The 12,205-nt window shown below is 65.9% G+C and carries 11 protein-coding genes; 7 read left to right on the forward strand and 4 right to left on the reverse strand.

Annotated elements, in window-relative coordinates:
• Positions 1 to 73: 73 nt before the first annotated feature.
• Positions 74 to 1,018 carry a LysR family transcriptional regulator gene (locus VSR34_RS18785; RefSeq protein WP_028209765.1) on the reverse strand — a complete coding sequence of 315 codons (945 nt, stop codon included), beginning with the start codon at positions 1,016 to 1,018 and terminating at the stop codon, positions 74 to 76.
• Positions 1,019 to 1,387: 369 nt separating this feature from the next.
• Here VSR34_RS18785 and oxlT point away from each other — a divergent pair, with 369 nt between their 5' ends.
• Positions 1,388 to 2,743, forward strand: coding sequence for an oxalate/formate MFS antiporter (gene oxlT / locus VSR34_RS18790; protein WP_028209764.1), 1,356 nt, complete (start codon positions 1,388 to 1,390; stop codon positions 2,741 to 2,743).
• A 20-nt stretch (positions 2,744 to 2,763) separates the two neighbouring features.
• Positions 2,764 to 3,870, forward strand: coding sequence for a LysR family transcriptional regulator (locus tag VSR34_RS18795; RefSeq protein WP_081715818.1), 1,107 nt, complete (start codon positions 2,764 to 2,766; stop codon positions 3,868 to 3,870).
• 117 nt (positions 3,871 to 3,987) lie between these two features.
• Here VSR34_RS18795 and VSR34_RS18800 read toward each other — a convergent pair whose 3' ends face one another.
• The 3 genes from VSR34_RS18800 to gltS form a co-directional block, all read right to left on the reverse strand.
• Positions 3,988 to 4,965, reverse strand: a complete 978-nt coding sequence (locus VSR34_RS18800; RefSeq protein WP_028209763.1) for a 2-dehydropantoate 2-reductase — start codon at positions 4,963 to 4,965, stop codon at positions 3,988 to 3,990.
• Between the two features lie 206 nt (positions 4,966 to 5,171).
• Positions 5,172 to 5,792, reverse strand: coding sequence for a LysE family translocator (locus VSR34_RS18805; RefSeq protein WP_028209762.1), 621 nt, complete (start codon positions 5,790 to 5,792; stop codon positions 5,172 to 5,174).
• Between the two features lie 84 nt (positions 5,793 to 5,876).
• Entirely contained in the window at positions 5,877 to 7,103 is a 1,227-nt protein-coding gene (gene gltS / locus VSR34_RS18810) for a sodium/glutamate symporter (protein WP_028209761.1), read from the reverse strand.
• Positions 7,104 to 7,428: 325 nt separating this feature from the next.
• On the opposite strand from gltS, the gene VSR34_RS18815 reads away from it, so the two are divergent.
• From VSR34_RS18815 to VSR34_RS18835, 5 genes are all read left to right on the forward strand, one after another.
• On the forward strand, positions 7,429 to 8,838 hold the full coding sequence (locus VSR34_RS18815) for a DUF2252 domain-containing protein (protein WP_028231327.1): 1,410 nt from the start codon (positions 7,429 to 7,431) through the stop codon (positions 8,836 to 8,838).
• A gap of 229 nt (positions 8,839 to 9,067) precedes the next feature.
• A complete protein-coding gene (locus tag VSR34_RS18820; RefSeq protein ID WP_238327595.1) occupies positions 9,068 to 10,111 on the forward strand; it encodes a transporter substrate-binding domain-containing protein in 1,044 nt (347 codons plus the stop codon).
• A 23-nt stretch (positions 10,112 to 10,134) separates the two neighbouring features.
• Positions 10,135 to 10,917 (forward strand): SDR family oxidoreductase, encoded by a 783-nt coding sequence (locus VSR34_RS18825; RefSeq protein ID WP_051390722.1) that lies wholly within the window; start codon positions 10,135 to 10,137, stop codon positions 10,915 to 10,917.
• A gap of 129 nt (positions 10,918 to 11,046) precedes the next feature.
• Positions 11,047 to 11,316, forward strand: a complete 270-nt coding sequence (locus VSR34_RS18830; RefSeq protein ID WP_081715799.1) for an oxidoreductase-like domain-containing protein — start codon at positions 11,047 to 11,049, stop codon at positions 11,314 to 11,316.
• A 14-nt stretch (positions 11,317 to 11,330) separates the two neighbouring features.
• Positions 11,331 to 12,197, forward strand: a complete 867-nt coding sequence (locus VSR34_RS18835; RefSeq protein WP_028231328.1) for an NAD-dependent protein deacetylase — start codon at positions 11,331 to 11,333, stop codon at positions 12,195 to 12,197.
• The last annotated feature ends 8 nt before the right edge of the window (positions 12,198 to 12,205 follow it).

Raw genomic sequence — 12,205 nt, forward strand, 5'->3', positions numbered from 1 at the left:
AGAGCCGCTATTGCCGGCGATTTGGCGCGAAGGATTAGCGTTGCCTGAAGGTTTCTAGCGAAACCATAAAACCTTACTTATGCAAGCTCGCTTCTGACACTCTTGTAATGTTCTCGATGAGCTGTGCGCCTTCCTCCATGAGGAAGCGTTTGAACGCGAGCGCGACGGGTGGCAGGCGCTTGTTCTTGCGGTGCACGACGTACCAGTTGAGCATGACCGGGAAGCCTTCGACATCGAGCACCGTGAGGTGACCGACCTGCAGTTCGAGGCTGATGGTGTGCGCCGATAGAAAGGCGATCCCCATGCCCGCGATCACGGCCTGCTTGATCGTTTCGGTGCTCTGGATCTCCATGGCGATCTTGAGGTTCGTGATCTTGCCCGCGAAGCCTTCTTCCATCGAATTCCAGGTGTCCGAGCCGCGCTCGCGCACGATGAACGCCTCGTTGGCGAGCGTGCTGAGCTTGATGCCGCGCTTGTTCGCGAGCGGATGCGTAGGCGCCGCGACGATCACGTATGGATGCGGTGCGAACGGCTCGTTGATGGCGTCAGTCGCGTGCGGGGGACGCACCATGACGGCGAGATCCGTCTGGTTGGTGGCGAGCTGCTGGAGCAGCTGCTCGCGATTGTGCACGGAGAGATTGAGCGCGACGCCCTTGTACCGGCGCGTGAATTCGGCGAGCAGGCGAGGAAAGAAGTAGTCGCCGGCGCTAATGACGGCGACGTTGAGCTTGCCGCCCGACACGCCTTTTAGCTGGCTCATCGCCTCGTCGACTTCGTGGAACTGCTGCATGATCGCGCGGCTGTAGTGGAGCATTTCCGTGCCCGCCGGCGTGAGATAGATCTTCTTGCCGAGCTGCTCGAAAAGCGGCAAGCCAGCATGGTCTTCGAGCTGCCTGACCTGCGTGGAAACGGCCGGTTGCGTGAGGTGCAGCTCTTCCGCCGCACGCGAAAAACTGAGGTGACGCGCCACGGTCTCGAAGACCTTGAGCTGGCGCAGCGTGGCGTTTCGCATCGTCATGGCCGAACCATAAAGAAAACTGAATGCACATAATAACAAACTTTAATTGTGAGTAATTCAGCAATCACCCTAGCATGAGTTGAAAGGCGTCCGAATGCCGGGGCAACGCGTTGGGAGAGGTTGGGGTTAACGCTCGGAAGTCCGGTTTCATAAGGGACAACGCGTAGAAAAGGCCTTTTTTCATGATGTTTCAGGGACATGTCGTATGGTCGGGTGAATGAGGGCTGCCGAATTGGCATTTGGATTGTTTCATTCATTCCGATGAATAAAACGCAGTGCAGCGAAGCGCAAAGATAAAACGATAAGTCTTGATTTATGCAGACCCGTAATCATGCAGGCTGCAATGAATAGATAGTGGAGACAAGCGAGATGAGTGCAATCAGTCAGAGGAGCGAGAGCGGTCCGTTCTGGAAGAACCGCTGGTTTCAGTTGGTCGTGGGCATGCTATGCATGGCGCTCGTTGCCAATCTGCAGTACGCATGGACGCTGTTCGTCGCCCCGATGAACTCGCGGCATCATTGGGGCCAGGCCGAGATTCAACTGGCGTTCTCGATCTTCATTCTGACTGAGACGTGGCTCGTGCCGGTCGAAGGCTGGCTAGTCGACAAGTTCGGCCCCCGTCCAGTCGTGGCGGGCGGTGCGGTTTGCGCGGGCCTCGCATGGGTCATCAACTCGTACGTCACGACGCTGCCGATGCTCTACGTTTCGGCGGTGATCGCCGGCATCGGCGCGGGCGGCGTGTACGGCACCTGCGTGGGCAACGCGCTCAAGTGGTTCCCGGACCGCCGCGGCCTCGCCGCGGGCCTCACGGCCGCCGGGTTCGGCGCCGGCGCCGCCGTGACCGTGATCCCCATTGCGAACATGATCACGCGCTCCGGCTACGAGCACACGTTCTTCTTCTTCGGTGTGCTCCAGGGCGTATCGATTCTCGTGCTGTCGTTCCTGCTCGTGAAGCCCTCGCCGCGCCCCTTCGCCGCGGCTGGCCGCCGTCTCGTTTCGCGCGTCGACTACACGCCGGGGCAGATGGTCAAGCAGCCGGTGTTCTGGCTGATCTACGTCTGCTTCGTTGCGGTTGCCGCTGGCGGCCTCATGGCAACGGCGCAGATCGGGCCCATCGCGAAGGACTGGGGCCTCGCGCGCATTCCGATGACGGTGTTCGGCATGACGCTGCCGCTGCTCACGCTCACGCTCTCAATCGACAACATCTGCAACGGCTTCACGCGTCCGCTTTGCGGCTTCATCTCCGACAAGATCGGCCGCGAAAACGCGATGTTCCTGATCTTCGTGGGCGAGGGGCTCGCGCTGCTCGGCATGATGCAGTTCGGCACCAACCCGTATGCGTTCATGACGTTCGCCGCGCTCATCTTCCTGTTTTGGGGTGAGATTTTCTCGATCTTCCCGGCCATCTGCGCGGACACTTTCGGCAGCAAGTACGCCGCGTCGAACGCCGGCACGCTGTACACCGCAAAGGGCACCGCGGCGCTGCTCGTGCCGGTGGCCTCCGTGCTCTCCGCCACGGGTGGCTGGAGCGCCGTGTTCATCGCGGCCGCGGTCATCACGATCGCGGCGGGCGTGAGCGCCAAGTTCATCCTCGCGCCGATGCGCAAGCGCCTGATCGAGCAAAGCAGCGGCGTGACCAGCGAAGCGGGCAACGAGCCCTCCGCGACGCTGGCTGCCAATACGGGCGCAGGTCTGCAGCCCTGGTCCAGCCAAAGCGGCGAATGAGGCTCGTCCGCGCCATGTCGATGAACGTCTCCCTCCAGCAGCTCAAGGTGTTCGTTGCGGTGGCGCGGGCGCGCAGCTTTACGCGAGCCGCGCGCGAGTTCGGGCTCACGCAGTCGGCTGTGAGCCGCTGCGTGCGCGAACTGGAAGAGGCGATCGAGCTCAAGCTCTTTGATCGCACCACGCGCCAGGTGGAACTCACGGTCGCGGGCAGCGGCTTCGAGCGGCGCATCGGCCGCCTGCTCGACGAGATCGACATGGCGCTCAGCGAGGGCCGCGACGCGCACCAGGCGCACAGTGGCGTCGTGCTCGTGGCGAGCAACCCGGTGCTTTCGTCGACCTGGGTGCCCGCGGCGCTCGCGCGCTGTCAGGCCGCCTTTCCATCGCTCACGCTGCAATTGCAGGACTTGCCGCAGGCAGCCGTGCTGCAGGCGGTCGAGCAGGGCGAAGCCGACTTCGGCGTGATCGCGGAATGCGTGCCGTTCGCGAGCGGCAGTCTCGATGTGCAGCCGCTCTCGGCCACGCCGCTTTGCGCGTTGTTGCCGGCGCATCATCCGCTCGCGCTGCAAGGTGCGTTGCGCTGGGACGACCTCGCGCGCGAACCGCTCGTCACGCTCAATCGCGACGCGGGTTGCCGTGGTGCCGTGATGCGCGCGCTCGACGGCCTGCGGCCCGAAGGCAGACCGTTGCAGGAGTTCGCGCATGTGGCGGGCGTGGCGCGCATGGCGCAGCTCGGCATGGGCATCGGCGTACTGCCGGTATGCGTCGAGGGCGCGCGCGTCGCGTGCCATTGGCCCGCGCCGGCGGGGCCGCTCGTCGCGCGCTTGCTGCATCCCGTCGTGAACGTGACGACGATGCTCGTGCGCCGTCGGCATCGTTCGCTTCGGCCGTGCGCTCAGGCCGCCTGGTCGCAATTCATGGCGGACGGCTCAGTCCAGGATGCCTCAGTACGGGAAGGCTGGGTTGCGGATGCATCGCACGCGTCGTCTTCGGACACGGAAGCCGTGGAAACGTTGATCGACGGCTCGCCCGCACGCGGCGCGAATGGCGCGCCGATGCGCGTGGCCTTGCGCGGCCCCGATGCGCCGCCGCCGCTTCAGGTCACCCTCACGCACGCCCGCATCGAATAGCGCGGTTCCTGCTCTTCCAACGCAAAACGGATCGTTCATGACGATCCGTTTTGCTTTTTCCGGCACCAGCAGCAGTGCAAAAGAAGGGCGGCGCAAGCGCCGCCCGTTCTCTGTCGCTCACGCGGCCTGCATCGCCATGCGTTCGCGCTGCTTCACGAGTGCGAGCACCGTGTCGATGGTCGGCGTCGGCTCCCCTACCAGCCTGCCCATCTCCTGAACTACGGTGAGCAGGGGATCGATTTCCATCGGCCGGCCGGTTTCGAGGTCGACGAGCATCGAGGTCTTGTGCGCGCCCACTGCGCCCGCGCCGTCGATGCGACGCTCCACGTCCACCCGGAAGTTCACGCCGAACTGCTCGGCAATGCGCTTGCCTTCGAGCATCATCGTGCGGGCGACGGCGCGCGTGGCCGGGTCGCTGGTGATGACGTCGAGCGTGGCATGCGTGAGCGCGCTGATCGGATTGAAGCAGAGATTGCCCCACAGCTTGAGCCAGATTTCATCGCGGATGTTTTCGCGGATCGGCGCGTCGAAGCCTGCGGCCTGCATGATTTCGTGCAGCGCGACGATGCGCGGCGTGCGCTCGCCCGAGGGCTCGCCAATGGGAAACTTCTTGCCGTATACATGGCGGATCACGCCGGGCGCCTCGATTTCGGCGGCCGGATAGAGCACACAGCCGATCGCGCGCTCGGGCGTGAGGCGGGTCCATTGCGAGCCGTCCGGGTCGATGCTTTCGAGCCGGGTGCCCGCAAACTTGCCGCCATGCTGGTAGAAATACCAGTAGGGAATGCCGTTGGTGCCCGTAACGATCGCGGTGTGCTTGCCGATCAGCGGCTGCATCGCGTCGATCACGCCCGCCACCGAATGCGCCTTGAGCGTGACGATCACGACGTCCTGCACGCCCAGCTCGCGCGCATCGGAGGTGCAGCGCACGTTTGCCACGTACTCCTCACCATCCATCAGAAGTCGTGCGCCGTTCTCGCGCATGGCCGCCAGATGCGGGCCGCGTGCAATGAAGCTCACGTCGGCGCCCGCGCGCGCGAGTTGCACGCCCATCATGCCTCCGATCGCGCCCGCTCCAAAAATGCAGATCTTCATGTTGAAACCCCAATGACGTTGAAAACCGCGTGTCCGGTGCAGCGTTTTTTCACGACGCGTCGCGAGCATTTGGGAAAAGCTTCCCGCTCGCCGCGACGCCGGACGATGGTTTGAGCATAGGGGCTGCCGTCGATTAACGACAGTTAAACTTTCTCGCGAAAATCATCAGCGACAGTTTATGGATGAGCGGACGCGCGACAGGATGTTCAGGCGCGCCGCACGAGCAGAAAGCTCACGCCGATCACGCCCAGAAACGCACCGCAAGTGCGATTGAACCAGCGGCGCACCGTGGCGCGCGTGAGCCAGCGGCCGAGGTACATGCCCGCGAGCGAGTACAGGGCGATGGCCACGCATTCGAGCACGAGAAAGCTTGCACCCAGCACGCCGAATTGCGGCGCAATGGGCTTCGCGACGTCGACGAATTGCGGCAGGAAGGCCGTGAAAACCAGAATCGCCTTGGGGTTGCCCGCCGCCACGAGGCATTCGCGCCACGCGAGGCGCGCGAGCGAGGCGTCGCCTTCCAGGCCCTCGCCGATGGGGTTGGCGTCGCTGCGCCAGAGCTGCACGGCGAGCCACACGAGGTAGGCCGCGCCCGCGAGCTTGATGGCGAGGAAGATCGCCTCGGAAGCGCGCAGTACCACGGCGAGGCCCGTGGCCGCGAGCGCGATCATGGCGGCGAACGCAACGAGCCGGCCAGCGCCGCCAGCGAACGCGCGCAAAAACCCGTGGCGCGCGGCCACGTTGATGGACAGCAGGTTGTTGGGTCCCGGCGCCATGTTCAGTGCGAAGCAGGCGGGCAGGAAAAATAACCAGGCGGTGAGGGACATGATGACGCTCGCAGATTGGGCGCAGTGCAAGGCGCGCCGTGAATCGGACAATTCTAGCGCGCCTCGCGCGTCGCGCTGCGCCGCTCAGTGGAAAAGCGGTAGCGCGAGAAAGAGCTTGATGGTGATGGCGTTGGCGATGTCGATGAAGAAGGCGGCCACCATCGGCACCACGAGAAACGCGAGGTGCGAATGGCCAAAACGTGCCGTGACGGCCTGCATGTTTGCAATCGCCGTGGGCGTCGCGCCGAGGCCGAAACCGCAGTGGCCCGCCGCCAGCACGACGGCGTCGTAGTTCGCGCCCATCACGCGGAACGTCACGAACACCGCGTAGACGACCATGAGCAGCGTTTGCGCGGCGAGTATCGTGAAGACGGGCAGCGCGAGCGCGGCAAGGTCCCACAGGCGCAGCGTCATGAGCGCCATGGCGAGAAAGAGCGCGAGACTCACGTTGCCGATCAGCGCGACGGCATGCCCGGCCACCGGGCGTCCCACGAGCGCTAGTGCGTTGGCGAGCAGCACAGCCACGAACAACACGCATACGAAAGCGGGTAACTCGAACGCTGTGCCCGCGATCAGTCCGGAAAGCGCGTCGCCCACCGCGAGGCTGATGGCGATGAGCGTGAGCGTTTCGATGAACGCGCCCGGCGTGGTCGGCTGTTCGGCCTTCGGTTCTTCGAAAGCATACGGGTCGGGCGCCGTTGCGCTAGTCGCGCTGGTCGCGCTCGTTGCGTTCGCGGCATCTGCCCCCGTGCCGATGCGTTTCATGAGGTGTTGCGCAACGGGGCCCCCAAGAATGCCGCCCATGACCAGCCCGAACGTTGCGCAGGCAATGGCCGCTTCGGTGGCGGACTGCAGCCCGTGATGCTCGGTGAACACCGCGCCCCACGCGGCGCCCGTACCGTGTCCGCCCGCGAGCGACACCGAGCCGCCCAGCAGCCCGTATAGCGGATCGACGCCGAACGCCAGGGCGAGCACGATCCCCAGCGCGTTTTGCAGCACGAGCAGCGCGACCACCACGGCGAGAAATCGCGCGAGGACAGGTCCGCCGTGTTTCAGGTTGGCGAGGTTCGCATTGAGGCCGATGGTGGCGAAGAACGCTTGCATGAGCGGCGCCTGCAGCGAGGTGTCGAAAACCACGTCTCTGTGCGCGAAGCTGTGCAGCGCGAAGACGATCAGCGCGGCGACGATGCCGCCCGCCACGGGCTCCGGTATCGTCCATTTGCGCAGAAGCGGCACCGCGGCGACGAGCCATTGGCCAACCAGCAGCACGAGCGACGCGACGACGAGCGTTGAGTAGACGTTGACGTTCATATCCGAACCTTCATTCGAGGGCTCATGCGTGGTCTCTCCGGACAGCAGGACTGCTGCATCGCCGCAAGAGGACAAAACCTGCAGATAGCAGGGACGTATCCCAGGCACGGTACAGGAGCCGCGTGCCCGGTGCGTGCTTCGTGCGCAATCGCGGCGGCGCCGGCCGCCTGGCTTGCACGAAACAGGGCCGCACGCTTAAATACGCAGGCGGCGAAACGCACTGCGTGCGAGCCCGCCGCTCATGCAGGACGAATACGCTTCGCATCGCCTGCATTTCGCACTGTCGCCACGATGCCGCGAGACCGCACAAGAACCGGAGAAGGTCATGAATGGGAGCACCGTTGCTGAACGCGAGGCGGCCGGGCGTGCCGCGCGCGAGCGCTCGAAACGTTCGAGCCACAAGGAGACCGGCGACATCCGGCGCGATCCGCTCGAGCTGTTGCGCTCGAACAGCGAGGGCCGCGTGCCCAATCTCGTGCAATTGCGCTATGGGCGCATGATCGTTTCGCCCTTCACGTTCTTTCGCGGCAGCGCGATTTTGCAGGCGCACGATCTGGCGGGCGTGCCCCATACCGGCATGACGATGGAGATCTGCGGCGACGCGCACTTGCTGAACTTCGGCGCCTTCGCCACGCCCGAGCGCCAGCTCGTGTTCGATCTCAACGACTTCGACGAAGTCGCGCCCGGCCCGTGGGAGTGGGACGTGAAGCGCCTCGTGGCGAGCTTCGTGGTGGCGGCGCGGCACATGCGCTATTCGCGTGGCGTGGCCGAGGAACTCGTGATGACGGCCGTGACCAGTTATCGCGACCGCCTGCGCCACTACGCCGAGTACGGCGCGCTCGATCTCTGGTACGACAAGATTACCTTCGACCGGATGGTCGAAACGGCGCTCACGCCAGAAGGCCGCCGCCTGATCCGGCGCGGCATGGAGAAGGCCGCGAGCCGCACGCACGAAAACCTGCTCGAAAAGCTCGCGGAGCGCGACGGCGATCACTGGACGATCCGCGACGCGCCGCCCGCGCTCTTTCACGTGCATGGCGCGAACACGCTGTTCGAACCCGAAGACGACTGGTTCATGCTGGGCGACTGGCGCAAGCTGATCGAGCCAATGTATGCGCAATACGCGAATACACTCGCGCCCGACCGGCGCGAACTGCTCGATCACTTCGCCGTTCAGGATCTCGTGTTCAAGGTGGTGGGCGTGGGCAGCGTGGGCACGCGCTGCCTCGTGATGCTGCTCGTCGATCATCACGACAAGCCGCTCTTCCTGCAGGTGAAGGAGGCCAGGCGATCAGTCGTTTCGCAGTACTTCAAATCGCATTCGCCGAAGCACGAAGGCGCGCGCGTGGTGCACGGTCAGCGGCTCCTTCAGGCCGCGAGCGACATCTTCCTTGGCTGGACCACGGGGCCTTCGGGCCGCAACTTCTACGTGCGCCAGTTGCGCGACATGAAGCTTTCAGTCGATCTGCAGTTGCTCGACAGCGCGCTGCTCGTCGGCTATGCGCGACTGTGCGGATGGGCGCTCGCGCGTGCGCATGCGAAGTCGGGCAGGGCGGCCATCGAGATCTCTTCGTACATCGGCCGCAACGACCAGTTCGCGGAGGCGCTCACGGGCTACGCGTTTGCCTACGCAGACCAGGTGGAGCGCGATTACGACGCGTTCGTCAAGGCGGCGCGCAGCGGCGCGATCGTCGCGCGCAGCGACGACGATATGGCGGCCGACTTCCGTATTTGAGGGCAGCTCGCAAGCGATTTTCTTGCGTTTTTTCTTCCGCCGCGCTGGCGTCTTTCGCTCATGCGTCTCATTGCGTTCCGCGTCATATCGAAGTCTTTCACGCGATCGTGCGCAGCGGCTCGCGCGACGAAGCGGCGACTTGCCGCGGGCCGCCGGTACAATCGCGCGTGGGGGAGCGTCGCCATGAGCGCGTCGCTTCGCGAGAACTAAAGATCCGGGGGAAACTCTGTTGAAGAGCGAGTTGATGCGCGAGGCCCGGTCGACCGGCATCGCCACATGGCTGCGTGGCCGTGCGCGTCGCGGCAGTACCGCCCGCGCGCGGTCGGCCACCGTCTTCAGCGCGGTTGCCAGCGCCTGCGCGCTGACGGCTGCGGGCGCCGCCAGCGCCGACGAACTGGAAAGCGCCACACTGCGCAAGATTCGCGACACCGGGACGATCGTCATTGGCGTGCGCGAGGCCGCCGTGCCGTTCTCCTACATGGCGGGCGGCGAACACGCAACGGGCTACTCGTACGAAATCGCCCAGCGCATCGCGGCAAACGTGCGCGAGACGCTCAAGCTTCCCGCGCTGCGGGTGCGCGAAGTGGTCGTCACGCCGCAGAACCGCATTGCGCTCGTGCAGAACGGCACCGTCGATCTCGAATGCAGCACCACGACCCATACGCGCGAGCGCGAAAACGACGTGGCGTTTTCGAACAGCATTTTCGTGTACGGCGTGCGCATGCTCGTGAAGCGCGATTCGCCGGTCAAGGACTTCGGCGATCTCGCGGGCCGCACCGTGGTCACGACCGCGGGCACCTCGGAAGAGCGGTTGCTGCGCCGCTGGAACGTGGAGCGCGCGATGGACATGCGGATCGTCGTCGCGAAGAGCCATGCCGATTCGGTCGAAGCGGTGCGCTCGGGCCGCGCCGTTGCCTTCGTGATGGACGAGCCGCTGCTGTACGCTTCGCTCGCGACCGGCTATGTGGCGAACGATACGCCTGGCGAGCCGGTGACGCGCGCGCGCAATGCGGACGACGCGCGCGCGCTCGCGGTCGTCGGCAGCCCGGCCCGGTCCGAGGTGTACGGCTGCATGTTCCGGCGCGGCGACGGCGCGTTCAAGCGCATCGCCGATAGCACGATCGCGCAGATGGAGCGCTCGGGCGAGGCGCTCGCGCTCTACCGGCGCTGGTTCGAGTCGCCGATTCCGCCGGCGGGCGTGAGCCTCGACTATCCGATGTCGGAGCAGATGAAGGCGCTTTTCGCGCATCCCAACGACGAGCCGCTCGATTGACGGCCCAACCGAAAGAGGCAACGATGAGTGATACGCAAGCGAACGCAGCGACGTCCGCGCGCAAGATCGCGCTCGTGACGGGCGCGGGCAGCGGCATCGGCCGCGCGTGCGCGCGCAGGCTGCTCGCGAACGGCTTCGCCGTCGTGCTGGCGGGACGCCGGGCCGCGCCGCTCGAAGCGCTCGCCGACGAAGCCCGCGCGCGCGGGGAAGAGGCGCTCGCGGTGCCCTGCGACGTGACCGACGCGGCGGCCGTCGAGGCGCTCTTCGAGACGATCCGCGCACGCTACGGCCGGCTCGATCTGCTCTTCAACAACGCGGGCCGCAATGCGCCGGCCGTGGACATCGACGAGCTTGCCGTGGACGACTGGCGCGCCGTGGTCGACACGAACCTCACCGGCGTGTTCCTGTGCACGCGCGCGGCGTTCGGGCTCATGAAGCGGCAGACGCCGCGCGGCGGCCGCATCATCAACAACGGCTCGATTTCCGCGCACGCGCCGCGGCCGTTCAGCATCGCGTATACGGCAACCAAGCATGCCATCACCGGCCTGACCAAAACCGTTTCGCTCGATGGCCGGCGCTACGACATCGCGTGCGGGCAGATCGACATCGGCAACGCGGCGACCGAGATGGCCGAGCGCATGGCGCGCGGCGTGCCGCAGGCGAACGGCGAGATCGCCGTCGAGCCGCTGATGGATGTGGAACTGGTCGCCGACGCGCTGCTGCACATGGCGCAGTTGCCGCTGGAGGCGAACGTGCAGTTCATGACGATCATGGCGACGAAGATGCCGTTCGTGGGGCGCGGCTGAGCGGATTGCGAGCGAGCGGGGACCGGGGCGGCGCCGCACGCGCTCGCACTTGCCGCGTACTGGCCCGCGTACTCTCCCGCGCAGTGTCCCGTATACTGGCCGCTGAACCGCCACGACGCCCGAGCGCCCATGCCTTTGCCCCAGCGTCCGGACGACGATCCCCGTCCCCAGCCGCCCGAACGCCCCAATCTCGACGACTGCTGCCATAGTGGCTGCGATCCCTGCATCTTCGATCTCTACGATCAGGAGATGGACCGCTACCGCGCCGCATTGGCTGCATGGGAAGCGCGCGAAGCGGCGCGGCAGGCTGCGGCGCGAGCGCCGCGAAGAAAGCCGGCGAAATCCGCGGCGCCTTCGCGCAGCAAGTCTTCACGTCCGCCGCGCAGCGACGGGCACTGAATGCCTCTTCCGCCATGACCGAATCCATTCTCGTCTCCCACGCCCCCGCTCACGACGCCGCCGCGCTCGACGCGCTGCAGGTGTTCGTCGAGCGTCATCCGCGCCTGTTCGTGCTGACCGGAGCGGGTATCAGCACGGATTCGGGCATTCCCGGCTACCGCGACGAGAACGGCGCGTGGAAGCGCTCGCCGCCCATCACGCTGCAGGAGTTCCTCGGCTCCGAGAGCATGCGGCGGCGCTACTGGGCGCGCAGCATGATCGGCTGGCCGACGGTCGGTCTCGCCCAGCCCAACGGCGCGCATCGCGCGCTCGCGCGCCTCGGCGCGGCGGGCTACGCGCGCACGCTCGTCACGCAGAACGTGGACGGGCTGCATCAGCGCGCGGGCAGCCGCGAGGTGATCGAACTGCACGGCAGCATCGCGCATGTGCATTGCCTCGACTGCGGCGCGCAGTACTCGCGCGCATCGATCCAGCCGGAACTCGTGGCGCGCAATCCGGCGATTGCGGGCGCGAGCGCGGAGCCCGCCGCCGACGGCGACGCCCATCTCGACTTCGACGGCGAGAACGCCTTCCACGTGCCGGCGTGCGCCGCGTGCGGCGGCATGCTCAAGCCTTCGGTGGTGTTCTTCGGCGAGAACGTGCCCCGCGAGCGCGTGGCAAGCGCCTCGAACGCGCTCGACGAGGCCGACGCCGTGCTCGTGGTCGGCTCCTCGCTCATGGTCTATTCGGGTTACCGCTTCTGCGCTTGGGCCCAGCAGCGCGGCAAGCCCGTGGCCGCGATCAACATGGGCAAGACGCGCGCCGACCCGTTGCTCGCACTGAAGCTCGAAGCGCCGTGTGCGGCCGTGCTCGAAGCGCTGGGCGCGCGCCTTTTTCCCTGATATCGCCA

This window comes from Paraburkholderia sp. JHI2823 (genome assembly GCF_038900695.1).
GTDB classification, from domain to species: domain Bacteria; phylum Pseudomonadota; class Gammaproteobacteria; order Burkholderiales; family Burkholderiaceae; genus Paraburkholderia; species Paraburkholderia mimosarum.

What these genes read in the sequence shown, in the direction of transcription:
- VSR34_RS18785 (WP_028209765.1), bottom strand. Translation starts at nt 1,018, where the DNA reads ATGACGATGCGAAACGCCACGCTGCGCCAGCTCAAGGTCTTCGAGACC.
- oxlT (WP_028209764.1), top strand. Translation starts at nt 1,388, where the DNA reads ATGAGTGCAATCAGTCAGAGGAGCGAGAGCGGTCCGTTCTGGAAGAAC.
- VSR34_RS18795 (WP_081715818.1), top strand. Translation starts at nt 2,764, where the DNA reads ATGAACGTCTCCCTCCAGCAGCTCAAGGTGTTCGTTGCGGTGGCGCGG.
- VSR34_RS18800 (WP_028209763.1), bottom strand. Translation starts at nt 4,965, where the DNA reads ATGAAGATCTGCATTTTTGGAGCGGGCGCGATCGGAGGCATGATGGGC.
- VSR34_RS18805 (WP_028209762.1), bottom strand. Translation starts at nt 5,792, where the DNA reads ATGTCCCTCACCGCCTGGTTATTTTTCCTGCCCGCCTGCTTCGCACTG.
- gltS (WP_028209761.1), bottom strand. Translation starts at nt 7,103, where the DNA reads ATGAACGTCAACGTCTACTCAACGCTCGTCGTCGCGTCGCTCGTGCTG.
- VSR34_RS18815 (WP_028231327.1), top strand. Translation starts at nt 7,429, where the DNA reads ATGAATGGGAGCACCGTTGCTGAACGCGAGGCGGCCGGGCGTGCCGCG.
- VSR34_RS18825 (WP_051390722.1), top strand. Translation starts at nt 10,135, where the DNA reads ATGAGTGATACGCAAGCGAACGCAGCGACGTCCGCGCGCAAGATCGCG.
- VSR34_RS18830 (WP_081715799.1), top strand. Translation starts at nt 11,047, where the DNA reads ATGCCTTTGCCCCAGCGTCCGGACGACGATCCCCGTCCCCAGCCGCCC.
- VSR34_RS18835 (WP_028231328.1), top strand. Translation starts at nt 11,331, where the DNA reads ATGACCGAATCCATTCTCGTCTCCCACGCCCCCGCTCACGACGCCGCC.